The following is a 23769-nucleotide window of genomic DNA, read 5'->3' on the forward strand; positions in this document are numbered from 1 at the left end:
TTTCTTATTAATATAGGTCAGAAAAGATTAAAGACTATAAAAATTAATACTAATCATAATCCTATCTTTTCCCCCATTATAAGTCACAGAATGATATCTATCAGCTGGAAAGATAACTATCTTACCTTCGCTAGGCAGAATATTCTCGCTAGGATCATAAAGCCTTAAAGTGCCTGGTTCGCTGCAATCTTGATCTCCTATAGATAGGTAATAGACTAGACTAAACTTTTGTTTAATTAAGTTAAGACTAGAATCTAAGTCTAAATCACCAATATGGTTGTGACGATTTACCCCTGCGCCTCCAGCACCCATGATATGAAAAAAAGAATCTTTAATATAAATATCAGTGTTAATTGCCTTTGTTAATATTCTTACTAAATCATCTCTTACAGTTCTTATAATGGAAGAGTAATCATCTTGAAATAATTGATATCCTGAACCTCTAGCATTCCCGTAAATAGTATCTGTTTGTGGATAATGTTCTAAAGATTTCATCTCATAGAGTTTAGCAATCAGTTCTTGTTCTACTGCCCTATTTAAAATGAGTGGATTGGAAGTTAATTTTGTAACAAAGTTTGATTTATTTATATTGCCATCACTGACATCGTTAGTATTTCGATTCTTTCTTGCTTTCAGAACTGCAAATAATAGTTTAATAAGCTTTGATTTTGGATTGATAGAATATGCTATTTGAATACTTTCTAATGCAGAATTAAGATCTCCATTAGCATATAAAATGACGCTTAGGCTGCAATAACCCTCAGCATATTCTGGGTCCAAGACTATTGCTTTTCTGCAGTTTACTTCAGCCTCTTCTAATTGACCAAGCTCTCTAAGCACAATTGCAAGATTGTTATGAGCTTGAGCATTCTCAGGTTCAAAAGCTATTGAATTCTCGTAGCTCTTAACAGAGTCATGCAGTTTACCTAGTTCCTGTAATACACTTCCAAGATTATAATGAGCTTTGGCATATTCTGGCCTTATTGATAGTGCTCTTTCATAATTTTTAACAGCAATTTCTAGCTGTCCAAGTCCTGCATAGCAGGCACCACGGATATTGAAGAGAAGTGAATTATCAGGATAATCTTTAGACAAACTATCAATAAAATCAAGAGCTTGTTGTATTTTATTACTCTTAAAAAGATTAAGGATATGGTCAATTTTTTCTTGCGAAGGTTTTCGTTGAGACATGGCAACAATATACATTAATGCAGTAAATATGAATAACTATTGTATAGCTCTCTTGCAGAAATCAGAAGGGACTTTAATTAGGACCCAATAACGCCTTCATCTCCACTCATAATTCTTTTAATATTTTCGCGATGAGTAAAATAAATAAAAAGATTTATAAGGAAAATTACCAGAGTGGCTTTTAAGTTATGAGTAGTAATAAAATAAAAATATATAGGGGAAAGTAATGTAGCAGTTAATGCTGCAATAGATGAAATCTTTACTACTTTGGCAACGAGAAGCCAGATAATTGAAAATGTTAATCCTACAAAGAAGTTTAAACCTATCAACCCTCCAAGGTAAGTTGCAACTCCTTTTCCGCCTTTGAAGCCATAAAAAATTGGAAATACATGCCCAAGAAACGCACAAAGCAAGATAATTGTCAGCTCAAATAAACTAAAGCCCAAATAATTAGCCAGAATTACCGGTAAAGCTCCCTTTAAGCCATCAAACAACAGAACGAACGCGGCTATTTTTTTACCCCCTATACGAAGAACATTGGTAGCACCAGGGTTTTTAGAGCCTTTAGTTCTTGGGTCTGGGAGGCCCACAATCTTACAAATAATAATAGCGCTCGAGATTGAACCAAGCAAGTAGCTAGCAATTAGAAAGTAAAACAAGTAGTTCTCCTGATTTTGACCCTAATGAATTTTAGGACTATTTATAAATTATATCAATGAAAACATTTTATTGTAGCAATCAAAGGATTTCTCAAAGGTATCATAATAGTTTTTTTTAAGGTAGATTAAATATGGATATTGTTTTTGTTCAGGGTCTTAAAGTAGATACAGTTATAGGCATTTATGATTGGGAAAGAAAAATTCGCCAAGACATAATATTAGATATAGAGATGTCTTCAGATATTGCTAAAGCAGCAGCTACTGATCATATTGATCAGGCTTTAAACTATAAAAATATTTGTAAGCGTATTATAGGTTTTGTGAAAGAGTCTGAATTTCAACTAGTTGAAACCTTGGCAGAGAAAATTTGCCAGATTATCCTTAATGAGTTTGACGTTAGCTGGGTTAAATTAAAACTAAATAAAGGTGAGGCAATTACTGGCGCTGAAGGTGTTGGTGTAATTATTGAGAGGTCAGCTGGCTAATGAGCTTACTGCACTTTAACATTGGCTCAAACCAAGATAGACGAAAAAATATTCGTTTAGCATTGGATAGTCTTGAATCAAACTTTACAGAAATTACTATGTCATCACTCTTTGAGAGTCCCTCCGAGGGCTTCGTTGGGAGTAAATTTTATAATATTGGCGTTAATGTTGAGACAGATAAAAATATTAATGATGTTGTAAATATTTTGCATGATATTGAAAATACCTTAGGTAGGGATCGTAACTTACCAAAGTTTTCTTCTAGAATAATAGATTTAGATCTTGTTTTATATGATGATGTCATTGACGATAAATTAAATATTCCTCGACGCGATATTTTAAAGTATGCTTTTGTTTTAGCACCTCTTGCAGAGCTTAATCCAAATGGCATTCATCCTCAGGAAAGAATTTCCTATTTGGATCTTTGGAAGGAGTTCCAATCAAGCAAGGAATTTGACTTAAACCAGTATAATATTGATAAACTTTTTGATTAATGAGTACAAATATGAAAAAAATAACAGCACTGTCTTCTCTGATCATTCTTTCAGTTTTTGTGTTTTTTACAAACACCACTCAAGCAGAATTTGTTGCCGGTAAAAATTATATTGTCTTAGATAAGGCAATTGAAACTGAGACTGGCAGTCAAGTGGAAGTTAGAGAACTTTTTTGGTATTTTTGTCCTCATTGTTTCACTGTTCATCCTTTGCTAGATAATTGGTTAAAAACAATGGATAGTTCTGCTCAATTTATTCTTCAGCCAGCAGTTTTTCCAGGTTGGGAGTATGGAGCTAGTTTTTACTATATTCTTGAGGAATTAGGCGAAGTGGATCGATTACACGGAGCCCTATTTAATGCAATCCATATTCAAAAATTACAGTTTAAAACACAACAAGACTTTGTTGCATGGCTCGCTTTTAATGGAGTAGATGAAGAGAGGGCAAATAAAGTTTATAACTCCTTCCCAGTAAAAATTGCTGTTAATAAGGCAAAGGCTAATACTTATAAATATCGTATTCCTGGAGTTCCAGCTTTTATTGTAAATGGCAAGTATATGGTTAATGGAACCAGTGCGGGAAGTTCTGAGAAAATTTTTGAAGTAATTGACTATCTAATTCAAAAAGAATCTCAATAATAAATATGGTTAGGCTTGAAGCCGATTCAGTTTTATTATTTTCGGGGCTAGACCCATCTGGAGCAGCAGGGGTTTCAGCAGATATTGAAACAATAAATCAATTTGGAGTGACTCCACTTCCAATAATCACTACGCTTACTGCTCAAAATACTCAGCGAGTTCTATCTCTTGAGCCAACAAAAAATAGCCTTTTAGAATTGCAGTTTAAGTTAATTGATGAGGATATTAGTTTTAATACAGTCAAAATAGGACTACTAGGCACATCGTCACAAGTTAAAACTATTTCAAAATTGCTATCTAACAAGCAGGGACTAAATATCGTTCTTGATCCAATAATAAGTTCGAGTACAGATGATATTCTAAGCAGCAAAGAGATGATTGATGCCATGAAGAATGAGCTCATCCCTTTGTGCTTAATAGTGACACCTAATTTAGCTGAATTAAATGCTCTGGCTCCTGGACTCAATGAAGAATCAGCAATATCTAGTTTAAATTGCCCTTGGGTACTTTTAACGACTTCTGATAGCTCTGAAATTCAAGTTGAACATCGTTTATATCATAATGCTAATTTGGTAAGTAAATTTACCTATAAGAAATTGACAGGCCAGTATCATGGTTCTGGATGCACATTATCTAGTGCCATTGCAGCTTTGCTGGCAGATAATGTACCTGTTGAAGATGCCTGTAAAAAGGCTCTTGACTATACCTATCAATCTTTATTAAGCGCTAAAAAGGTTGGTAAAATGCAGTATCATCCAAATAGAACTTTTCCTAAACAATTATGACCTTTATTGATCAATGGCTAAGATCTGATATTAGAAATATTAATGCTTACCATGTTCCTTCTGCAAAGAATATGCTCAAGATGGATGCAATGGAAAGTCCATTTGGTGTTCCTGAAGAATTAAAAGATGAATTCTTAGAGTATATATCAAGATCAGAAGTAAATCGCTATCCAGATGCAAGTGCTGAAGAACTTCAAGCTACTCTAAGAAACTTAATGGGCATCCCAAAAGATTTTGGCGTGCTTCTTGGAAATGGCTCAGATGAGTTAATTCAACTATTGTCACTAGCCTGCAGCAGTGGTGACTCGATAATGAGCTTTGAGCCAAGTTTCGTGATGTACGAACTGGTTTCAAAATTTGCACAATTAAATTATCATGGAATTCCATTGGATGAGAATTTTGATATTGATTTAAACGCTACGTTATTTGCTATTAAAACTAATAAACCAAAGTTAATTTTTATAGCTTATCCAAACAATCCAACCGGAAATGCTTTTGATTATGATGTGATTAGAGAAATTATTCAGTCTACTGATGCCTTAGTGGTTCTTGATGAAGCTTACTATGCATATTCGGAGCGAAGTTTTTTGACTGAAATTGACAATTTTTCAAACCTAGTGGTACTTAGAACCATTTCAAAAATTGGTTTTGCTGGCTTAAGACTTGGTTTATTAGTCGGAAGCGAAAAAACTATTGAACAATTAAACAAATTACGGCTTCCATATAATATAAATATTTTGACTCAGGTGAGTGCAAATTTTTTACTTAAAGATAGCCAGCGTATTGTAAGTAATGCCAAAATAATTATGAATGAAAGGGGCCGACTTTATGACGAGCTTTCTTTAATTCCAGGACTTACTGTCTATCCATCTCAAACTAACTTTCTTTTAGTAAAGTCTGACAATGCAAAATCTTTATTAGAATCATTAAAAGAAAGTGGAATTCTTATAAAGGGTTTTGCAATTGGTACGCAATTAGAAAATTTCATACGCATCAGTGTTAGTGAAGCAAAAGAGAATAATGTTCTTTTAAAGTGCATCAAGGATTACTATGGTTAATCGTGAAGAGTTAAAAAATTACTGTAATACCTATCTTGATATTTATAAATTTAAGGATTATTGCCCTAATGGACTTCAGATTGAAGGTTCATTAAATATCACTAAAATTGTAAGTGGTGTTAGTGCTAATCTAGAGCTTATCGAGAGAGCTATTGAAGAAAAAGCAGATGCTATTTTTGTTCATCATGGTGTTTTTTGGGATAACGAATCAAAAATAATATCTGGCGCAAAGAGAGCTAAGATTGCTTTATTACTTAAACACAATATCAATCTTTTTGGTTTTCACCTTCCCCTTGATGACCACGATGAGGTTGGAAATAATGTTGAGCTTGGAAGGCGCTTAGGGATAAAAAATATGGAACCTGTTGCAGGGGGTTTGCTATGGCAAGGGGAGCTAAATACTAATATAAGTGATTTTTCAAAATTGATTGAAGAAAAACTAGATAGGGCGCCTCAAGTATTTGGCAAACAGAGTGGGAAGATTAAAAAAATTTCGTGGTGCACTGGAGCTGCTCAAGGTTTTATTGAGGATGCAATCAATCTTAACGTCGATTTGTATTTGAGTGGAGAGGTGTCAGAAAAGACCCCTGCAGTTGCTAAAGAAAACAATATTACATTTATTTCTGCTGGCCATCATGCGACAGAAAGATATGGGGTGCAGGCTCTATGCAAACATCTTTGCTCTCAATTCAAATTGCAACACCACTATATTGAAGTTGATAATTCTGTTTAATCTTATTACTATTTGGAGTTAGTATGGAGCGGTTAAATTTTTCTAGTTCTTCTAACTTTAGTCGAATCATTTATGGGATGTGGCGTTTAGCTAATGACGCTAATACATCAACCAAACATATTAGTAACAAAGTTAATTTATGCTTAGATCAGGGAATCACAACGTTTGATCAGGCTGCAGTATATGGTTTGTATACTGGAGAGGGCTTATTTGGGAGTGTTTTGAAGGAAACTCCATCCTTAAGGCATAAGATTGAAATCGTATCAAAATGCGGCATAGTAAATCCCTCTGATAGATACTCTAGTGCAACATTTAGTCATTATGACACTTCAAGAGGGCATATCTTTGACTCTGTTGATGCATCTTTAAAGAATATGTCTACAGATTATCTAGACCTATTATTAATCCATCGACAAGATCCTTATATGGATCATCTTGAGACTGGAAACGCGTTAGATGATCTTGTTTTGTCTGGAAAAGTAAAGGAAGTGGGCGTCTCAAACTTTAAGCCTTGGGATTATAGGTTGTTGCAGTCTGGCATGAAAAGCCCATTGATAACAAATCAAATTGAGATGTCTTTAGCTGCAACTGATGCGTTTACAAATGGAGATCTTGCTTTTCATCAAGAGCAAAAAACAACTGTAATGGCTTGGTCACCACTTGGTGGCGGGAAATTGATGAGTAATAATGGATTACTTGGCAAGGCACTCGCAAAGGTTGCAGCTAATCAAAATGTTGATATGGCAGCTGTTGCCGTTGCGTGGATATTAGCTCATCCAGCCAAAATTTGCCCTGTAATGGGTACAAATAATTTAGATAGGATTGCAAAAATTTCTGATGCAATGAAGGTTAAGATGGATCGTGAGACTTGGTTTGAGCTTTATACTGCATCATTTAATGATGGTGTTCTGCCATGGCGCCTTCCTTAATTTATTTAAAATAACAATACTTTGACTTGGCTGAATGAAATAAATATCCTAAAGTATTGAATATATTTATGAATATTAGTCCCAGTCCTTCGTATAATCTATAGTTTTTTTAGTTTCTTCAAATTATTATGAGCAAAAAATATAATATTGCTATCGTTGGCGCAACTGGTGCAGTTGGGGAAACATTGATCTCAATTCTCGATCAAAGAAAATTTCCTATTGAAAATTTGTACCCACTAGCATCCAAACGCTCGGCTGGAAGCAAGGTTTCATGCCAAGGAAAGTCATGGATTGTTGGGGATCTAGATACTTTTGATTTTTCTAAAGTTCAAATAGGTATATTTTCTGCTGGCGGCGATATTTCAGAAAAATATGCGCCAATTGCTGCTGCACAAGGGTGCATTGTAATTGATAACACATCTCACTTTAGAAGGGATGATGACATTCCGCTGGTTGTTCCAGAGGTTAATCCTCACGCGATAGCTAATTACACTAATCGAAATATTATTTCTAATCCAAACTGTTCAACAATTCAGATGCTCGTTGCTTTAAAGCCGATATATGATGCTGTTGGAATCTCTAGAATTAATGTTGCAACATACCAAGCGGTCTCTGGAAGTGGAAAAGAAGCGATTACTGAGCTTACTAATCAAACTGCTAATTTATTAAACGGTAATGATGTAGAGGTAGATGTTTATACCAAACAAATTGCTTTTAATGCTATTCCACATATTGATACATTTCAAGATAATGGATATACAAGAGAGGAAATGAAAATGGTTTGGGAGACTCAAAAAATATTTGAGGATGATAACCTTCTTGTTAACCCTACTGCAGTTAGGATTCCAGTTGTATATGGTCATTCAGAAGCTGTTCATATCGAGACTAAAGAAAAAATTACTGCGACTGATGCTCGAAATTTACTTGAAAAAGCAGAAGGTGTCATTGTTATGGACGAAAGAAAAGATGGTGGATATGCAACACCTTTTGTTGAAGCAACCAATACTGACGCTACATATGTAAGCAGAATTAGGGAAGATATCAGTCATGATAAAGGTTTAAATTTATGGGTTGTGTCAGATAATATTAGAAAAGGGGCTGCTCTTAATAGTATTCAAATAGCTGAAATACTCATCAGAGACTATATTGCTTAAGATAAAATCAAATTATGATTACTAAAGAACGCAAGACAAATGAAACTGATATAGCCGTTAGTCTAGAGCTATATGGAAGTGGAAAAGCTGAGATTGAAACAGGCGTTCCATTTTTAGATCACATGCTAGATCAAATTGCTCGCCATGGGTTAATGGATATTTCAATTAAATGTGATGGTGATAATGAAATAGACGATCATCATACGGTTGAAGATGTTGGAATAACTTTTGGACAAGCGTTCTTTGATGCTGTAGGTGATAAAAAAGGATTGACGCGTTATGGCCATGCCTATGTTCCTTTAGATGAGGCATTATCAAGAGTAGTTATAGATTTATCTGGCCGACCTGGGCTTGATCTTGGGGTTAAATTTACAAGAGATAGGGTAGGTACATTTGATTTAGATTTAATTAGAGAATTCTTCCAGGGTTTTGTAAATCATGCCCTAGTTACTCTCCATATTGATAATTTGAAAGGCATAAATTCTCATCACCAAGCAGAAACTGTTTTCAAAGCTTTTGGAAGAGCGCTTCGAATGGCTGTGACTCCAGATGAGAGGCAAGCAAATACAATCCCTTCGACCAAGGGCTCTCTTTAGAAGACAATTAGGAAGAGCAACATGCAAACAATTGCAATTGTTGACTATGGAATGGGAAATGTACGTTCTGTTCAAAAAGCTATTGAGCATGTAGCGCCAAATGATAAGTGCCTTCTTACTAATAATCCAAAAGTCATAAGAGATTCTGACCGTGTTGTTTTTCCAGGACAAGGGGCGATGGGTTCGTGCATGAGCGCTCTTGCTTCAAATGAACTAATTGATGAAGTTAAATTAGCTTCGAAATCAAAACCATTTCTTGGAATATGCCTTGGTTTGCAATTATTATTTGACTATAGTGAAGAAAATAATATAACTCAAGGGCTTTCAATAGTTCCAGGAAAAGTCATAAAATTTCAAAATAGTGATCTTAAAATACCACATATGGGTTGGAATAGAGTAAATCAAGTAAAGAATCACCCACTATGGCATAAAATTGACAATAACAGTCGCTTTTATAGTGTGCACAGTTATTATGTAGAAGAGGTCGATGAAAGTTGTGTTGCCGCAACGACAGATTATGGACATACTTTTACATCTGCAATTGCAATCGATCAACTCTTTGCCGTGCAATTCCATCCAGAAAAGTCACAAAGTGATGGGCTGCAACTACTTAAAAACTTTACTAATTGGACATAGTAAATTAGCTTTTGATTAGTTTTTTAAGATTGACTAAATAATTACCTTGATCTAAAGTAGTGTTATTCTTTTGAGAATTGAATATCATTTCGGCTATACATTCCATCATCAGATGTTCAACTTCATGCATGTCACTATGCTTTGCAATAAGTTTTTTGTGTATATCATTAATTCCAATTGGCTGATCAAGTGTGAGCTGATCTTGAAGAGCTAAATGAAGATTTATGTGAAGGAATGGATTTGTTTTTCCTTGCTCTGGGAAATATTCTAAATTTATGTCATTAATGAGGGCGTGATACTCTGGATGCTTCTGAACTATTAACGCAAGCTGAAGCTCAAGAGGCTCTAGTATTTCGCCATTGATATGTTTTTGCCATGAGCTGGCTAGAAATTCTCTTTGTTTCGATCTATCTTGTGAGAACACTATAGTTCGTTAGATTTTAAAGGTTTTTCTCTTCATACTCACATAAGTCTAAAAGCTTACACTCTGTGCAATGTGGTGATCTCGCCTTACAGACGTATCTTCCATGAAGAATCATTAAATGATGAGCTGGGACTTTAAATTCATCAGGTATGAACTTAATTAGCTTCTTTTCAACTTCTAGAACTGTTTTTCCTGAGGCTATTGCTGTTCTATTGGCTACTCTATATATGTGAGTATCAACTGCAATAGTTGGTTGTCCAAATGCTGTATTAAGAACTACATTTGCAGTCTTGCGGCCCACGCCAGGAAGCGCCTCTAATTCTTTTCGAGTTTCAGGAACATTTGAGCTATATTTATCTATTAGTATCCTGCAAGTTTGAATAATGTGTTTTGCTTTTGAATTAAATAAGCCAATCGACTTAATTGTGTCTCTGAGCGTATCTTCACCTAGCTCAAAAATGCTTTCAGGAGTATTTGCAAGAGGGAATAAGATATCAGTAACTTGATTTACACTTTTATCAGTTGCTTGCGCTGATAATGTCACAGCCACTAACAATTCAAATGATGTTGAGTAGTTCAGTTCAGTTGTCGGGTTTGGAATCTGCTTTAAAAGCCTAGCAAACATTTCACTTCTAGTTTCTGCGTTCATTTGAACCTTTTTTCGTTAAACTAAGGTCGAATATTATACTTAAACTTTACTTATTTTTCAATAGTAAGGTATTTTGATTAAAGAAATGTCTGTGCATAGTTCTCAAGATCTCTCCATAAATTTTGTTTCTCAGGAGATTTTTCTTTTAAGTTAAATAAGCTGCGTTCGAAACTATCTATTGATAAGAAGCCATTCTCACCATTTTGCACTCGTGATTGAACAATTTCAAACCACTGCTCCTGTTCAAATTCATTTAATAACTGGGGATAGTTTCTAGCTTTAAAGTTCAGGAATAATTTTGTGAGCCTCCTATCTTCAAAATTTGGTTCAAAGTGTTTTATTTCCTCTTCTGAAAGGCTTTGAATTTGATTGCATATAGCTCTATCATTATTACTAATAAAGCCATCATATAGAGATTGATCAACATCATTACTTGGCTCTCTTTCCCCTTTATCATTATAAATTGATTGGACCTTTTCTTCAATTTTTTTTATGTTGTTTTGAATATAAAGTAAATTTTTTAAACAATTCTCCATATTTAAATTAAACTTCGTAACAAGGGCTGGAGACAACTTAAAACTAGTTGAATTTGGACTACATACAAACATCGGACTTTTATTAAAAACTAGTTCATTTAGCTCTAATTTATTGACCCCTTTTGGGAGGTCTGTTTTTTTAGAAAATGTGAGTGTTTTCAATTCATCAATTTCAAGCTCCATTAGAATTTCAGGATCCTGATTAAGATTAAAGACGATTGCGCGATCTGAATAATCGGGGTGATAACATATTGCAGTTACTAATCGTGTAAAAGATGATTTATAGCCAAAGGGTGAGCTTGTTAAAAGCATTGGATGAAGCAGACGAACTTGTCTGCTAACTTCTTTTTTATCGTTTAAGCTAAGGGCATAATCAAAAAACTTGGGCTGACTTTTTTTAATAATAGCTGCAATCCCAATTGTGGCTCGAACATCAGCCATAGCATCATGCGCATTAGTATGCTCAATGTTATTTGCAGGCGCAAGTGTATCCAGTTTGAAAATTGGCCTATTCTTATCATTTTTAACCCACTTAAGGCTTCCCTCTTCTTTGTGAGCATAACAGAAACGTGCAACATTGAGAATGTCCCATCTTGCGTTACCATTTTGCCAATGCCAAGAATATGGGTCTATGAAATTTCTAAATAGAGTGTGCCTTGTAAATTCATCATCAAATGCTATAGAGTTGTAACCAACAATGCATGTCTCAGGTTTTGAAAATTCTTGATGTATCTTTTTGATAAACTCATGCTCTATTAATCCTTTTTTCTCACATAATTGTGGCGTTATGCCTGTGACTGCACATGCTTCAGGCGCAGGCAAGGAATCATGGGTTGGTTTACAGTAGAACATATGTTCTTCAAGAATATTAAGATTTTCATCAGTTCTAATGCCAGCAAACTGTGCAATTCTTTGAACTTTTGGCGATAATCCAAAAGTTTCATAATCGTACCAATAGAATGTTTTCATAGATTGTTTTTTGGATTAATTATATATGTAACAAATACTTGTAATTAATTGAAAGAGATATTATTTTGACTAAAAAAATGAGGTCCTAGAGGTTTTAAACGATACAAGATTAAATGAAAGCAATTTGATTTAAGACAGGCAATAAAAAACCCAGCACTTAGGCTGGGTTTTCATTAAATAATTCTTAAATTATTTTGGTACTACGTTGGCAGCTTGAGGTCCTTTGGCGCCATCTTCAAGTTCAAATTCAACTTCTTGACCTTCTTCTAGTGATTTGTAACCATCACCTTGGATTGCTCTGAAGTGAACGAACACATCGTCACCACTTTCTTGCTCAATAAAACCAAAACCTTTTTTTGCGTCAAACCATTTAACGCGTCCTGTTGTTGTAGACATTCCGTCTCCTAAAAATAAATAAAACATGGAAAAGACGCAACCAACCCAAATTACTGTGAAACCGACTTACTACGAAGCAACAACACACTATTAAATTAGCTGTATTTTAACCAGCAATGTGATTTTAACCTATATTTTTGCCCTAAATACGCCTATTTGCTTGTAATTAGTAGCAATTAATCTTTTCTTTTTGGCTTACCTCGTGAGAATTTCTTATCTTTATGTCTATTAGGCCTATCTCCACCTTTGCCTCTTGGCTTTCTCTCAAACTTCCTTTCACCACCCCTTCTTGAAGAATTTCTTTTAAAATCATCACTCTTTTGATGAGGAGAGGTCGTATTATTTTTCTCTGATAGCTCTTCAATATTAAGTTTTTTATCAAAAACCCTAGTTTTTTTCAAAATAGCAAGCGTTTCTTTTGTCATTTCATCGGGTAGATCAATTGTGGTAAAGTCTTGAAATATTTGGATCGCTCCAATAAACTCACTACTAATTTCAGCCTCATTAGCTATTGCACCCAAGACGTTACCCGGCTTAATGTTATCTTTATGACCAACAGCTAGCCTATACCTTCGCATTTTAATTGAAGGGTTGTTTTTTAGCGGATCTGCATGAACTGAAATAGAAATTTTAGCCTTACTGCCTTCCTTAAACGAACCTTGGCTTAACTCCTTTTCACTAAGAAGTAATGGTTCTGTACCTTGCGCCATCAATGCTAATGCTGATGCTATTTTAAAAGCATCAACTTCATGCTCTTTTTGGAAACTTAGGATGAGTTCTTCAAAGATTCCCAACTCTTGATTATTAAGAGTATCACTTATTCTTTGTTTAAAATTTGTTACCCTTTGCTCATTAATAATTTTGGCAGAAGGAAGCTGCATTGGTGTGATTGGTTGACGTGTAATTCTTTCAATTGTCTGAAGCATTCTTCTTTCTCTTGGCGCTACAAATAGTATTGCTTTTCCTTCCCTACCTGCTCTACCTGTTCTTCCAATTCTGTGAACATAAGACTCTGGGTCTTGAGGAATATCATAATTCACAACATGAGAAATTCGTTCAACATCTAATCCCCTAGCAGCTACATCGGTGGCAATTAGAATATCAATTTTCCCTTTTTTAAGTTGCTGGATTGTTCGCTCTCTTTGATTTTGAGCAATATCACCATTAATCGCTTCAGATGAAAAACCTCTTGCAGATAATTTTTCTGCCAAATCTACTGTTGCTGTTTTTGTTCTTACAAATATTAAAAGTGCATCAAATGTTTCTACTTCTAAGATTCGAGTCAACGCATCTAGCTTATTAACACCACTAACCAGCCAATATCTTTGACTAATTGTTTGCGCTGTAGCGGTTTTTGTTTTTATCTTAACTATTTTTGGATCGTTTAAGAATTTTTCTGCAACTCTTCTTATTACGTCAGGCATTGTTGCTGAAAAAAGTGCAATTTGACGTTCTTTCGGCAGCTTTTCCATTACCCACTTTACATCATCAATAAAGCCCATTCTTAACATTTCATCAGCCTCGTCAAGCACTAATGCTTTTAGTGAGCCAAGCTTAAGGGTGCCTTTTTTTATATGGTCCATTACTCTTCCAGGAGTTCCTACAACAACATGGACGCCTCTTTTTAATGGCCTTAGCTGAATATCATAAGACTGTCCACCATATATAGGAAGCACATGCAGTCCTTTAAGATGCCTAGCATAGGTTTGAATGGCCTCTGAAACTTGGATTGCTAGCTCCCTTGTCGGGGTTAGCACTAAAAGCTGAACTTGATTAGTACTAATATCAATTCTATCAATTAATGGGAGTGAAAATGCTGCTGTTTTGCCAGTACCAGTTTGAGCCTGTCCAATAACATCGTGACCATTTAGCAAGTAAGGTATACACTGCTCTTGAATTGCTGAAGGCGTTTCATAACCAACTTCATCAAGCACCTTTATTAAGGCCTCGGAAAGACCAAAACTTTTAAAATTTACGCTTGATTCATGTTCAGACATGTGAAGTGGGGGGAGTAAAAAGGTGCGTATTATACCTTAATTTGGAATTTTACATCTATAACCAGTATTTATCACTAGCATGAAGCTCATAAAAATAAATTAAAACCATTTGATTGAGCAGCCCATTGAGGGAGTCTGATGGCTAGGACCATTTCCTGAAATTGCAATCTCTTTCATGGCTTCAAATAACTCTCTTTTTGCTCCATCAACTGACTCTTTTCTTGACTCATTAAGTCTCCCACGATATTGGAGTCCAAGGTTTTTGTTATAACCAAAAAAATCTGGTGTACATACAGCGCCAAATGCTTTTGCCACTTCCTGCGTCTCATCAATTAGATATGGAAAAGGAAAATTTAAATCGGAAGAAATTTTTTTCATATTTTCAAATGAATCTTCTTCATATTCATTAGGGTCATTTGACATTATGCCGACACTATTTATGCCTAATTCAGAAAGCTCTTTTGTGTCAAGAATTATTTGATCAATAATTGATTTGACATAAGGGCAGTGGTTACAGATAAACATTACTAGTAAGCCATTAGATCCTTTAAGACTATTTAGGTCATAAAGCTTCCCATCAACCCCCTTCAGTTCAAATTCAATTGCGGGTAAATTAAAATCACAAATTGGGCTTTCAGTCCTTACCATAATTTTCTCAATATCCTAATGACTATGATTTTAATATAGTTTGGATGATGTGTCCTGCCATCATTAATCCAAAAATATTAGGCATATATGATATTGCTCCATTCACCGCTCTTGGTCTTCCTGGAGGGCACAATTCGTTTTTATCCAAATCTTCATGTGGAAGGGCTTTTATTTGAACCTCTGTGGAATGAATAACTGGAAATTTTAAAGATGCGTGTTTACTTCTGAGTTGTCTTCTTAGCTCTCTAGCAAGACCACAATATTCTGTTTTATCCATTCTAGAGATTGTAACTTTAGTTGGGTCTAGTCTACCCCCAGCTCCCATGCTAGAAATTATTGGTTTGCCTGAGCGATTACAGGCATCAATTAAATTTGTCTTACAGGCAATTGCATCAATACAGTCCGCAACAAAATTTAAATCTTCATTCTTGGCAATTGATTCTGCTTCCTTACTATCAATAAAAAGGTTTTTTTCATTGATTACAGTATCAGGGTTAATATCTCTAAGTCTCTGCGCAAGAACTTTGACTTTTGAGCCACCTAAAGTTGAATGCAGAGCAATTACCTGACGATTAAGATCCGTATTTGAAATAGTATCGTAGTCAATTAAAGTCAACTCTCCAATTCCTGCCCTGCAGAGTGATTCAGCGCATGCTCCTCCAACACCCCCTAATCCAGCAATGACAACATGTGATTCTGCTAATTGAGCTAGGCCTAGTTGGCCAACTAATATTTCAGTACGTGCACAACTTCCTGACATTAATCTATATTAAAAATATTGCGTGTATTTTGGTCACACTGATCAATTACCTCATCAACAGTGAGCTTTTTAATTCTTGCAACCCTCTCAGCTACCTGAATTAATTCATCAGGGTTTTTATGGTCATCAGTTTCAATCACAATAGACTCAATTGGTAAAAACTTCACAATATCATGCAGTTTGTAAGCTTGAGGATTGGTTAATGTATTACCAAAACCAAACGAAAAATTAATTTTCAGTAAATTTTCAGCTTGTTGAATACTGCCTGAATATGCGTGAATTACACCTCGAGATTTAGAGTACGATTTGAGTAAGTCAGTCACATCTTCAGTTGCTTGGACTGAATGAATTATTAAAGGCAGATCAAAGCGAGTTGCCAAAGATATCTGCTCATCAAACATAAATCTCTGCGTATTCTGATCTTTAACTTTAACATAATCAAGGCCACACTCACCAACCGCAACTGGCTTTTCTTCCTCGATACGAACTTCAAGATTGTATAAATCGATCATTTGATGATTTTCAATAAACCAAGGATGAATTCCAAGTGCAAAGTGACTATTATTGTCTGCTGAGCAGCAAGCAATAACGCTATCCCAGTTATCTTTCCCAGTTGATGGAACAATAACCCCAGTTGTAGAGCTAGAAGGGGAGTTAACATTATCAAAATCTAAGTGTATATGAGAGTTAAGCATTACTTCCTTTTTAATCTAATGGATAATATAATAATATTTTTTTGTAAACAAAACAAATGAAACTTTTTTCTTATAAATTATCTCAGATTCATCTAGTTTTGCTTATTGCAGGTTTTTTAACATTAACTGGTAATTTTACATTTTTCGAAAAAACATTGCTGGTTTATCCTCTTTTTGAGAACTTGTTTTTTTTAGGGTCTTTATTTTTATTTTTATTTACTTTCTTGGCTGCTTTACTGCTTTTGATTTGCTATAGAAGATCAACCAAGCCAATTTTAATTCTATTACTATTAACTTCATCACTAGTTAGTTACAGTACAAATAATTATGGCATTGTATTTGACCATAACATGATAACCAATACATTTGAAACTGACACTAGTGAATTTCTTGACTTGGTAAATTATAAATCAATTTTATATTTTCTAGTGTTGGGGCTTCTACCTTCCTTTATTGTATTAAAAGTTGAGTTAAAAAAATTAAAGTTAAATGCACAATTTCTTCAGAGGCTTAAATATTTCATAGTTTTGGTAGTTGTTTTTGTAGTGGTTGTCTTGTCATTTTCAAAGCACTACACATCTTTTGCAAGAGAAAATCGTGATTTAAGACTCTATATCAATCCTACATATTACTTATATTCTGCAGCTAAGTTTATTGATTCAAAGATGGTGACTTCTTCAACTCCTTTTAAGGTGATTGGTCTCGATGCACAAATTAATAAGAAATCTGACAAAAGGCGTTTGGTGATTTTTGTCATAGGAGAGACTGTGAGAAGGGATCATATGTCAATTAATGGTTATAGCCTTCAAACTAATCCTTATTTGGAAAAAGAGGATATCATCTCATTCAAGAATTTGACTTCGTGTGGAACAGATACTGCTTGGTCTGTTCCATGTATGTTTTCTTTACTAGGTCGTGATAAATACTCTCATGAAAAGGGAAAAAATATGAGTAATATTCTCGATCTAATAAGCCATGCAGGTGCCAGTGTTATTTGGTATGAAAACAACTCCAGTTCAAAGAGTGTCGCAGATCGAATTACTTTTGAAGACTATCGAACATCAGGGCAAAATTCTATATGCAATCCTGAGTGCAGAGATGAAGGGATGCTGGTTAATTTACAAAGCTATATTGACGATCAAAATGATAAAGATATTTTGATTATTCTGCACACTATGGGGAGTCATGGTCCAGCATATTACAAGAGGTACCCAGAGGAATTTGAAGTATTTGTTCCTGTATGTAAAACAAGCCAGTTAAACGAGTGTAATGATCAAGAAATAAGTAATGCCTACGACAATACAATTCTTTATGCAGATTATTTTCTTTCAAAAGTTATAGGGCTTTTAAAGAGAAATTCACAAGAGTCAGATACAGCAATGTTTTATGTTAGTGATCACGGCGAGTCTTTAGGAGAAAACGGTCTTTATTTGCATGGAATGCCATATTTTATGGCCCCAGATGAGCAGATTGATGTTCCAGCATTGATGTGGCTTAATGATTCTATGTCTAAGGTTTTTGATGTTGAGTCAATAAAGAATAAAGAAGACCTTCCTCTTTCCCATGATAATTTGTTTCACACTTTATTGGGATTAATGGACGTTGAAACTAAGCTTTATGATAAGAGTCTTGATTTAATGGCAAAATAGTCTGGAAATTTTTTATCATTTTATGTATGGATATTTCATGTTTTTGCCATATGAAAACTTACATCAAGAATAAAAAGTGATTATAATAGTCCGATTATTCTGATCCGACATATAGAAGCAAGTTATGAAAACATTTAGTGCGAAAGCTGAAGAAGTAAAAAGAGAGTGGTTTTTAGTAGATGCAGATGGCAAGACTCTTGGGCGTCTAGCAACTGAAGTTGCATCTCGTCTTCGTGGTAAGCATAAGCCTGAATTTACGCCTCATGTGGATACAGGTGATTATATTGTTATCGTTAATGCGGCTAAAATAACCGTGACTGGAAATAAATTTAATGACAAAATGTATCATCATCATACTGGATATGTTGGTAATCTGAAATCAGTTCCATTTAAAGATCTTCTTGCTAAAAAGCCTGAGGAAGTTATTCAAAAAGCTGTTAAAGGAATGTTGCCAAAAGGCCCATTAGGCAGAGAAATGTTTAGAAAAATGAAGGTTTTTGCTGGTAGTGAACATACCCATCAATCTCAACAACCACAAGTATTGGATATTTAAGGCATATTATTATGGCAGATAAAGAAGTTTTTTACGCAACTGGAAGAAGAAAGACATCAGTTGCCCGTGTTTACATGACTAAAGGTAAGGGTGTTTTTACAGTTAATAAAAAGCCTATGGCTGAATATTTCGGTAGAGAGACATCTTCAATGATTATCAACCAACCGCTAGATGTGGTTGAAATGCATAACAAGTTTGATTTTACTATCATGGTTAAAGGTGGTGGTGATACAGGTCAAGCTGGTGCTATTAGACTTGGAGTTACTAGAGCCTTGATGGCTTATGATGAAGCGACTCGTCCTGGATTACGAAGTGCTGGACTAGTGACTCGTGATGCACGTGTAGTTGAGCGTAAGAAGGTTGGTAGGAAGAAGGCGCGTAAGAGTGAGCAGTACTCAAAACGTTAATCTTGCGAATAAAATCTACTTCAAAAAAAACCCGCTAATCGCGGGTTTTTTTTATATCTAAATTTCTATTGACTTAGTTTGTATAGTCGTAACGACCCAGTTGGTTGAATTGGATAACTGATTTAATTGAATCAATATATTCAATGCCAGGAAATGCATAATTACCTAGACCTTCTGCTAGAACGATTCCTTTAATGGGCTGCATATCATTGCGCTGTTTTTCTCTTATCTGTCGAAGCTCTTCATAGGCATAGCTTCGATTAATATTAAGTACATAGTAATCTATGCACTCTTCTAAGGAATTAAAGCTCGCAACCTCATGCGTTGCGCTCAGATCTCTTTCTTTAGGAATTATTCCACAACCTTCAGAAAAACACCAGATTCCAAAATAATTATTAAAATCCTTGGCAAATCTTGATCTTCCCCAATTTGACTCATTTGCCGCTTGAGCAAGAACAAGGGAAGGGGGGAGGATATCAATAACTTTTAATAACTCTTCTTGGGTAGCTGGATGTTTGACCCGATACCTTGATGCTAATTTTTCAAGTTCATTGACGCTTAATTCATTATTTAATATAGAATCTCTAAGCTCAATTATCTCAGCATTTTTTTGATGAATTGCTGGAAGAAGGTAATTAAAAAAAACTTCTTTTCTTACAATAGTGTTTTCAATGGAATCAAAACTAGGTTTAAACGATGAAAGTGATGCTGAAGAGACAAGAGTACTTACTGAAAATAGCGTAACTAAAAGACAGAGGTTTTTTAGAATTTTTTTGATATTTCTATATTTATTGACCATTAATTAATCAATTCACAGTTGAAATTTAAAGTTATTATCCAGTAAAAACAAAGTTTTATCTTTCTAATTTTAAAAATAATAACTAGTCTTTAATATCCTAATAGATCTTCAAATTATATGACTGTGCTAGAAGTTAAATTGGAGCTCACAAAGCTTCTTGTAGAGCTTTGAGCTGGATAATAAATCTTGATGACTCCCTTCAGCAATTAATCGACCCTTATCGATCAGTAAAATACGATCTGCATGCATAATTGTTGCAAGTCTATGAGCAATTATCAATGTAGTTCTGCCCTCCATTAAGACTTTTAAAGCGTCCTGCACTTTTTGTTCACTATCTGCATCTAGGGCGCTGGTGGCTTCATCTAGAAGAAGAATCGATGGGTCTTTGAGAATTGCTCTCGCTATAGCAATACGTTGACGCTGGCCCCCTGATAAGCGAACACCTTGCTCACCAAGATAGCTATCAAAGCCATCAGGAAGCTGCTCTATAAACTCTAACGCATAGGCTTCTTTTGCAGCATCCTTTATTTGGTTTATATTTGCAGCTGGGTTGCCATATCCAATATTATGCGTGACATCAGCTGAGAACAATGTTGGTTGTTGCGGCACTACTCCAATACTAGAACGAAGAGTCTTAGGATCCAGATCAACTAGGTTAATATCACTAACATCAATACTGCCTTTAGAGGGATCATAAAATCTTTGTAGTAGCTCAAAAATAGTTGTCTTTCCTGCACCTGAGAGGCCAACAATTGCTACTGTTTCACCTTCCTTAACTTTAAACGTAAGTTCTTCAAGGGCTGACTGTTCTGGTCTTGATGGGTAGCTAAAGTGAACATTGTTAAAGCTTAGAGAGAGGGCGCCATTATCTAATTTTCTAGGCGCAGCTGGGGCAAAAATCTGTGATTTTTCTGCGAGTAATTCAAGCAGTCGTTCTGTTGCACCAGCTGCTCTTTGCAGCTGTCCATAAATTTCTGAAATAACAGCTACGGACCTTGCAACCATGATTGCATAAAAAACAAACGCAGCTAGTTCGCCGGCTGTGATTTGTCCATTTGCAACATCTTTAGCGCCAGCCCATATCATAGAGCCTAGTCCTGTAAAAACTAGAATCATTGCCGCTGCAATTAGAAGGGAGCTCTGCATTATTCGCTTTTTTGCAACTGCAAAAGCTTTTTCAACTTCCTCGCTGAATGCTTGAGATTCTTCAGGCTCACGAGTAAAGCTTTGGACAACTTTAATGTTTTGTACTATTTCTCCAGCATAGGTTCCAATATCTGCGACAGTGTCTTGGCTCTTTCTTGAAAGCGATCTTAAGCGTCGACCATATATTGCCATAGGGAGAAGGATAATGGGGACACTAACAAGAACAATAATAGCAAGTTTTAAATTGGTAATAATCATCATTGTGAGTCCACCAAAAAATAGAAGGACGCTACTCAGGGCCATTGATATTGAGAAACCAAAAATAGATTGAAGCAAAGTGGTATCAGTTGTTAATCGCGCATTTATTTCTCCGCTTCGGTTTACTTCAAAATAATGAGGGTGTAGAGTAAGTAAGTGATTAAATACTGCTAGGCGAACATCATTACTGACTCTTTCGCCAATCCATGAGACGAAGTAAAAGCGTATAAAGGTTGCTATTACCATGGTGATTAAAACTACTGCAATGAGTAGCATTGCCTTATTATCAAGCGTATAAATCCCCTCATCTATAAATAATTTAATGCCTTGTCCAAATAATAAAAATGCCAATGAGCTAAAAATGAGCGCAATAATAGCAATTAAGGCAATTTTTTTATAGGGTCTTAAAAAGGGCGCTAATCGAAGCAGGAGACGTAAGTCTTGCTTCTGAATATTTTCAGTACTAGAAATTTTTCTGTTAATTAGGCTCATTTTTTAGGCACGCCTTAAGGGTTTTATTTGAATTGGGTTACTCTTCGCTAGGCTTTCTTAAAAGGAGCTCATTAACAGCCTCCCTGGGAGTGGTCCTACCTTCGGTTACTGCAAGAACTTGTTCGCAAATTGGCATTTCGATTTGATGATTATTTGCAATCATAATTACCAGATCTAAAGCTTTAAACCCTTCAACTGTAGCATTGATATTTTTTAGAGCTTTATCGGTAGGTATATTATTAGCCAGTTCTTTACCAAAACGACGATTTCTAGATAAATCATCCGAGCAGGTGAGAACTAAATCACCCATTCCAGAGAGTCCTTGGAAAGTAACCTTATCTGCTCCAAGAGCTACGCCTAGGCGCGTCATTTCTGCCAAGCCTCTTGTAATCAGAGCGGCTTGTGTATTTGCACCAAAACCAAGTCCATTTGCAATTCCGGCAGCAATTGCTAGAATATTTTTTACAGAGCCACCAACTTGAACACCAACTATATCAGAATTTGTATAAGCCCGTAAATTGCTAGTTTGTATTGTTTCAGCCCAAAAATCTCTTGTTATTTTATCTTGAGAGGCAACAACTATGGCTGCAGGTTTTTTTTCAACAATTTCTGCAGCAAAAGTTGGCCCAGATATTGCGCAGGGATGATGACTAGGAAATTTTTGACTAAACGATTCGTGAAGGAGTTGTCCATTGTCTGGATCAAACCCTTTTGTTACCCAAGCAATCGGTTTACTTTTTACATGAGGGCTGAGGTTTTTAAGTACGCTATTAAATGATGAGCTTGGGGTTGCAATAAGAACGGCTTGCGATTCCTCGATAACCTCAAAGCTATTGCCTATGCAGATGTTAGAGTTAAACGGGACGGATAGTGCTTCATGCTGATTACCTAGTCCCTTAGTGTTTGCTTTATCTTTTGTAATTAGAAAAATTTTTTCAAATTCTTTACTAAGAGCAATTGCAAGAGCACTTCCCCATGCACCAGCTCCAATAATCGCTAAAGATTTTTTCATACTAGTTATTTTTGAATTGGTAATTCAGCTTTTTGCCAAGCATTAAAGCCGCCTTTTAGGCTAGATACATTTTGAAATTCATTTTTAGAGAGAAAGCCTGAAATTTGATCAGATCGAGTGCCACTTTTACAATAGACAAGTATATTTTTTGATTTATCAAGTGAGTCTATTTTATTTTTAACTTGGCTCATAGGGATATTAATATCATTATTAATAAATCCAGAAGAGCGTTCTTTTTCTTCACGCACATCTAGAATGATCAGCTCATCATCATCCATCAAAGAAACTGCAGCATGGGTATCAACTACTGCATATTTTTTAAACGTGTCTCCATAGATGTTTACTATAAGAAGAATAATAAGAGCAAGTAAGGTTCCAGTGAGTAAAAGCTCACCTTGTAAAAATTGAATTAATTCCATGATTATTGATTGTCCTGTAAAAAAGTATTAAGCATTTGATGTCCATGTTCTGTGAGAATAGATTCAGGATGAAATTGGACACCTTCAATTGGGTAAGAGTTATGACGAACACCCATTATTTCTTCAATATCTCCAGACTCTGTATTGGTCCAAGCGGTTACCTCAAAGCAATCTGGTAAGGTCGTCTTTTCGGCTACTAGTGAGTGGTAACGAGTTGCATTAAGAGGATTTTTAAGGCCTTTAAAAACGCTCTTAGAGGTGTGATGAATAGGTGAAACTTTACCATGCATAATCTTCTGGGCGCCAATAATATTTCCACCAAATGATTGAACAATTGCCTGAAAGCCTAAACATACGCCTAGTATAGGAAACTTTCCAGCAAACTTTTTTATTAGTTCTAAAGAAATTCCAGCCTCATTTGGAGTGCATGGGCCTGGCGATATTACGATGTAGTTAGGGTTTAAACTCTCAATCTCATTAATAGAGATTTCATCATTTCTATAGACGACAACTTCTTGACCAAGTTCACCAAAATACTGAACCAAGTTATAAGTAAATGAATCGTAGTTGTCGATCATTAGTAACATAAAAAAACCTAATTT

General features: G+C 35.3%; 28 protein-coding genes. 13 read left to right on the top strand and 15 right to left on the bottom strand.

Going from position 1 to position 23769, the window contains the following annotated elements; genetic code table 11:
* Positions 1-27: 27 nt before the first annotated feature.
* Positions 28-1191 carry a tetratricopeptide repeat protein gene (locus AC5YGD_RS01460; protein WP_496141770.1) on the bottom strand — a complete coding sequence of 388 codons (1164 nt, stop codon included), beginning with the start codon at positions 1189-1191 and terminating at the stop codon, positions 28-30.
* Between the two features lie 77 nt (positions 1192-1268).
* On the bottom strand, positions 1269-1850 hold the full coding sequence (gene plsY / locus AC5YGD_RS01465; protein ID WP_496141771.1) for a glycerol-3-phosphate 1-O-acyltransferase PlsY: 582 nt from the start codon (positions 1848-1850) through the stop codon (positions 1269-1271).
* Positions 1851-1981: 131 nt separating this feature from the next.
* Between plsY and folB the strand changes: the two genes are divergently transcribed.
* The 10 genes from folB to hisH all read left to right on the top strand — a co-directional run bounded on the left by folB (position 1982) and on the right by hisH (position 9358).
* The gene (gene folB, locus AC5YGD_RS01470) at positions 1982-2335 is read left to right on the top strand and encodes a dihydroneopterin aldolase (protein WP_271541275.1); all 354 of its coding nucleotides are present in this window, start codon (positions 1982-1984) and stop codon (positions 2333-2335) included.
* Positions 2335-2829: a 2-amino-4-hydroxy-6-hydroxymethyldihydropteridine diphosphokinase gene (folK, locus tag AC5YGD_RS01475; RefSeq protein ID WP_416687439.1), complete on the top strand. Its 495-nt coding sequence runs from the start codon at positions 2335-2337 to the stop codon at positions 2827-2829. The genes folB and folK overlap by 1 nt, the downstream gene beginning before the upstream one ends.
* Before the next feature lie 11 nt (positions 2830-2840).
* Positions 2841-3467: a DsbA family protein gene (locus AC5YGD_RS01480; RefSeq protein WP_496141772.1), complete on the top strand. Its 627-nt coding sequence runs from the start codon at positions 2841-2843 to the stop codon at positions 3465-3467.
* 5 nt (positions 3468-3472) lie between these two features.
* Entirely contained in the window at positions 3473-4252 is a 780-nt protein-coding gene (gene thiD, locus AC5YGD_RS01485; RefSeq protein ID WP_271541280.1) for a hydroxymethylpyrimidine/phosphomethylpyrimidine kinase, read from the top strand.
* Entirely contained in the window at positions 4249-5310 is a 1062-nt protein-coding gene (hisC, locus tag AC5YGD_RS01490; RefSeq protein WP_496141773.1) for a histidinol-phosphate transaminase, read from the top strand. The genes thiD and hisC overlap by 4 nt, the downstream gene beginning before the upstream one ends.
* The gene (locus AC5YGD_RS01495) at positions 5303-6043 is read left to right on the top strand and encodes a Nif3-like dinuclear metal center hexameric protein (RefSeq protein ID WP_496141774.1); all 741 of its coding nucleotides are present in this window, start codon (positions 5303-5305) and stop codon (positions 6041-6043) included. Before hisC ends, AC5YGD_RS01495 begins: the two co-directional genes overlap by 8 nt.
* Positions 6044-6066: 23 nt before the next feature.
* Entirely contained in the window at positions 6067-6972 is a 906-nt protein-coding gene (locus AC5YGD_RS01500) for an aldo/keto reductase (RefSeq protein ID WP_496141775.1), read from the top strand.
* Between the two features lie 128 nt (positions 6973-7100).
* Positions 7101-8126, top strand: a complete 1026-nt coding sequence (locus AC5YGD_RS01505; RefSeq protein WP_496141776.1) for an aspartate-semialdehyde dehydrogenase — start codon at positions 7101-7103, stop codon at positions 8124-8126.
* A 14-nt stretch (positions 8127-8140) separates the two neighbouring features.
* Positions 8141-8722 (top strand): imidazoleglycerol-phosphate dehydratase HisB, encoded by a 582-nt coding sequence (hisB, locus tag AC5YGD_RS01510; protein WP_271541288.1) that lies wholly within the window; start codon positions 8141-8143, stop codon positions 8720-8722.
* 21 nt (positions 8723-8743) lie between these two features.
* Positions 8744-9358, top strand: coding sequence for an imidazole glycerol phosphate synthase subunit HisH (hisH, locus tag AC5YGD_RS01515; protein ID WP_496141778.1), 615 nt, complete (start codon positions 8744-8746; stop codon positions 9356-9358).
* 4 nt (positions 9359-9362) lie between these two features.
* Here hisH and AC5YGD_RS01520 read toward each other — a convergent pair whose 3' ends face one another.
* The 8 genes from AC5YGD_RS01520 to AC5YGD_RS01555 form a co-directional block, all read right to left on the bottom strand.
* Positions 9363-9782 (bottom strand): DUF1841 family protein, encoded by a 420-nt coding sequence (locus tag AC5YGD_RS01520; protein ID WP_496141780.1) that lies wholly within the window; start codon positions 9780-9782, stop codon positions 9363-9365.
* Between the two features lie 16 nt (positions 9783-9798).
* Positions 9799-10431 carry an endonuclease III gene (nth, locus tag AC5YGD_RS01525; RefSeq protein WP_416678472.1) on the bottom strand — a complete coding sequence of 211 codons (633 nt, stop codon included), beginning with the start codon at positions 10429-10431 and terminating at the stop codon, positions 9799-9801.
* Between the two features lie 77 nt (positions 10432-10508).
* Complete coding sequence (sbcB, locus tag AC5YGD_RS01530; RefSeq protein ID WP_496141782.1) at positions 10509-11936, bottom strand: exodeoxyribonuclease I; 1428 nt, start codon at positions 11934-11936, stop codon at positions 10509-10511.
* Positions 11937-12125: 189 nt separating this feature from the next.
* Positions 12126-12332: a cold-shock protein gene (locus AC5YGD_RS01535; protein ID WP_114114942.1), complete on the bottom strand. Its 207-nt coding sequence runs from the start codon at positions 12330-12332 to the stop codon at positions 12126-12128.
* A 176-nt stretch (positions 12333-12508) separates the two neighbouring features.
* Positions 12509-14329 (bottom strand): DEAD/DEAH box helicase, encoded by a 1821-nt coding sequence (locus AC5YGD_RS01540; protein ID WP_496141783.1) that lies wholly within the window; start codon positions 14327-14329, stop codon positions 12509-12511.
* 99 nt (positions 14330-14428) lie between these two features.
* Entirely contained in the window at positions 14429-14977 is a 549-nt protein-coding gene (locus AC5YGD_RS01545) for a thioredoxin family protein (RefSeq protein ID WP_416678478.1), read from the bottom strand.
* Positions 14978-14999: 22 nt separating this feature from the next.
* Positions 15000-15737 (bottom strand): ThiF family adenylyltransferase, encoded by a 738-nt coding sequence (locus tag AC5YGD_RS01550; protein WP_496141785.1) that lies wholly within the window; start codon positions 15735-15737, stop codon positions 15000-15002.
* Positions 15737-16432 carry a TatD family hydrolase gene (locus AC5YGD_RS01555; RefSeq protein WP_496141786.1) on the bottom strand — a complete coding sequence of 232 codons (696 nt, stop codon included), beginning with the start codon at positions 16430-16432 and terminating at the stop codon, positions 15737-15739. The genes AC5YGD_RS01550 and AC5YGD_RS01555 overlap by 1 nt, the downstream gene beginning before the upstream one ends.
* Before the next feature lie 56 nt (positions 16433-16488).
* On the opposite strand from AC5YGD_RS01555, the gene AC5YGD_RS01560 reads away from it, so the two are divergent.
* The 3 genes from AC5YGD_RS01560 (at position 16489) to rpsI (ending at position 19041) form a co-directional block, all read left to right on the top strand.
* Positions 16489-18081 (top strand): phosphoethanolamine--lipid A transferase, encoded by a 1593-nt coding sequence (locus AC5YGD_RS01560; protein ID WP_496141788.1) that lies wholly within the window; start codon positions 16489-16491, stop codon positions 18079-18081.
* A gap of 124 nt (positions 18082-18205) precedes the next feature.
* Entirely contained in the window at positions 18206-18634 is a 429-nt protein-coding gene (gene rplM, locus AC5YGD_RS01565) for a 50S ribosomal protein L13 (RefSeq protein WP_271541310.1), read from the top strand.
* Positions 18635-18645: 11 nt separating this feature from the next.
* A complete protein-coding gene (gene rpsI / locus AC5YGD_RS01570) occupies positions 18646-19041 on the top strand; it encodes a 30S ribosomal protein S9 (protein WP_271541311.1) in 396 nt (131 codons plus the stop codon).
* 73 nt (positions 19042-19114) lie between these two features.
* Here rpsI and AC5YGD_RS01575 read toward each other — a convergent pair whose 3' ends face one another.
* The 5 genes from AC5YGD_RS01575 to AC5YGD_RS01595 form a co-directional block, all read right to left on the bottom strand.
* The gene (locus AC5YGD_RS01575) at positions 19115-19840 is read right to left on the bottom strand and encodes a glucosaminidase domain-containing protein (RefSeq protein ID WP_496141789.1); all 726 of its coding nucleotides are present in this window, start codon (positions 19838-19840) and stop codon (positions 19115-19117) included.
* Positions 19841-19966: 126 nt separating this feature from the next.
* Entirely contained in the window at positions 19967-21736 is a 1770-nt protein-coding gene (locus AC5YGD_RS01580) for an ABC transporter transmembrane domain-containing protein (protein ID WP_496141791.1), read from the bottom strand.
* Between the two features lie 37 nt (positions 21737-21773).
* Positions 21774-22748 carry an NAD(P)H-dependent glycerol-3-phosphate dehydrogenase gene (locus AC5YGD_RS01585; RefSeq protein ID WP_496141792.1) on the bottom strand — a complete coding sequence of 325 codons (975 nt, stop codon included), beginning with the start codon at positions 22746-22748 and terminating at the stop codon, positions 21774-21776.
* Between the two features lie 5 nt (positions 22749-22753).
* Positions 22754-23167: a rhodanese-like domain-containing protein gene (locus AC5YGD_RS01590; RefSeq protein WP_496141793.1), complete on the bottom strand. Its 414-nt coding sequence runs from the start codon at positions 23165-23167 to the stop codon at positions 22754-22756.
* Positions 23168-23169: 2 nt separating this feature from the next.
* A complete protein-coding gene (locus AC5YGD_RS01595) occupies positions 23170-23754 on the bottom strand; it encodes a glutamine amidotransferase-related protein (protein WP_496141794.1) in 585 nt (194 codons plus the stop codon).
* Positions 23755-23769 lie beyond the last annotated feature (15 nt).

This window comes from Candidatus Pseudothioglobus sp. uisw_070, from assembly GCF_059512545.2.

Bases quoted from the DNA above. Each gene is read 5' to 3' on its own strand.
- AC5YGD_RS01550 (WP_496141785.1), bottom strand. From the start codon at position 15,737: ATGTCAGGAAGTTGTGCACGTACTGAAATATTAGTTGGCCAACTAGGC.
- AC5YGD_RS01555 (WP_496141786.1), bottom strand. From the start codon at position 16,432: ATGCTTAACTCTCATATACACTTAGATTTTGATAATGTTAACTCCCCT.
- AC5YGD_RS01560 (WP_496141788.1), top strand. From the start codon at position 16,489: ATGAAACTTTTTTCTTATAAATTATCTCAGATTCATCTAGTTTTGCTT.
- folK (WP_416687439.1), top strand. From the start codon at position 2,335: ATGAGCTTACTGCACTTTAACATTGGCTCAAACCAAGATAGACGAAAA.
- thiD (WP_271541280.1), top strand. From the start codon at position 3,473: ATGGTTAGGCTTGAAGCCGATTCAGTTTTATTATTTTCGGGGCTAGAC.
- AC5YGD_RS01460 (WP_496141770.1), bottom strand. From the start codon at position 1,191: ATGTCTCAACGAAAACCTTCGCAAGAAAAAATTGACCATATCCTTAAT.
- AC5YGD_RS01590 (WP_496141793.1), bottom strand. From the start codon at position 23,167: ATGGAATTAATTCAATTTTTACAAGGTGAGCTTTTACTCACTGGAACC.
- AC5YGD_RS01545 (WP_416678478.1), bottom strand. From the start codon at position 14,977: ATGGTAAGGACTGAAAGCCCAATTTGTGATTTTAATTTACCCGCAATT.
- AC5YGD_RS01540 (WP_496141783.1), bottom strand. From the start codon at position 14,329: ATGTCTGAACATGAATCAAGCGTAAATTTTAAAAGTTTTGGTCTTTCC.
- nth (WP_416678472.1), bottom strand. From the start codon at position 10,431: ATGAACGCAGAAACTAGAAGTGAAATGTTTGCTAGGCTTTTAAAGCAG.
- AC5YGD_RS01580 (WP_496141791.1), bottom strand. From the start codon at position 21,736: ATGAGCCTAATTAACAGAAAAATTTCTAGTACTGAAAATATTCAGAAG.
- sbcB (WP_496141782.1), bottom strand. From the start codon at position 11,936: ATGAAAACATTCTATTGGTACGATTATGAAACTTTTGGATTATCGCCA.
- AC5YGD_RS01535 (WP_114114942.1), bottom strand. From the start codon at position 12,332: ATGTCTACAACAACAGGACGCGTTAAATGGTTTGACGCAAAAAAAGGT.
- AC5YGD_RS01585 (WP_496141792.1), bottom strand. From the start codon at position 22,748: ATGAAAAAATCTTTAGCGATTATTGGAGCTGGTGCATGGGGAAGTGCT.
- hisH (WP_496141778.1), top strand. From the start codon at position 8,744: ATGCAAACAATTGCAATTGTTGACTATGGAATGGGAAATGTACGTTCT.
- rpsI (WP_271541311.1), top strand. From the start codon at position 18,646: ATGGCAGATAAAGAAGTTTTTTACGCAACTGGAAGAAGAAAGACATCA.
- AC5YGD_RS01480 (WP_496141772.1), top strand. From the start codon at position 2,841: ATGAAAAAAATAACAGCACTGTCTTCTCTGATCATTCTTTCAGTTTTT.
- AC5YGD_RS01575 (WP_496141789.1), bottom strand. From the start codon at position 19,840: ATGGTCAATAAATATAGAAATATCAAAAAAATTCTAAAAAACCTCTGT.
- folB (WP_271541275.1), top strand. From the start codon at position 1,982: ATGGATATTGTTTTTGTTCAGGGTCTTAAAGTAGATACAGTTATAGGC.
- hisC (WP_496141773.1), top strand. From the start codon at position 4,249: ATGACCTTTATTGATCAATGGCTAAGATCTGATATTAGAAATATTAAT.
- AC5YGD_RS01500 (WP_496141775.1), top strand. From the start codon at position 6,067: ATGGAGCGGTTAAATTTTTCTAGTTCTTCTAACTTTAGTCGAATCATT.
- AC5YGD_RS01595 (WP_496141794.1), bottom strand. From the start codon at position 23,754: ATGTTACTAATGATCGACAACTACGATTCATTTACTTATAACTTGGTT.
- AC5YGD_RS01495 (WP_496141774.1), top strand. From the start codon at position 5,303: ATGGTTAATCGTGAAGAGTTAAAAAATTACTGTAATACCTATCTTGAT.
- rplM (WP_271541310.1), top strand. From the start codon at position 18,206: ATGAAAACATTTAGTGCGAAAGCTGAAGAAGTAAAAAGAGAGTGGTTT.
- AC5YGD_RS01505 (WP_496141776.1), top strand. From the start codon at position 7,101: ATGAGCAAAAAATATAATATTGCTATCGTTGGCGCAACTGGTGCAGTT.
- hisB (WP_271541288.1), top strand. From the start codon at position 8,141: ATGATTACTAAAGAACGCAAGACAAATGAAACTGATATAGCCGTTAGT.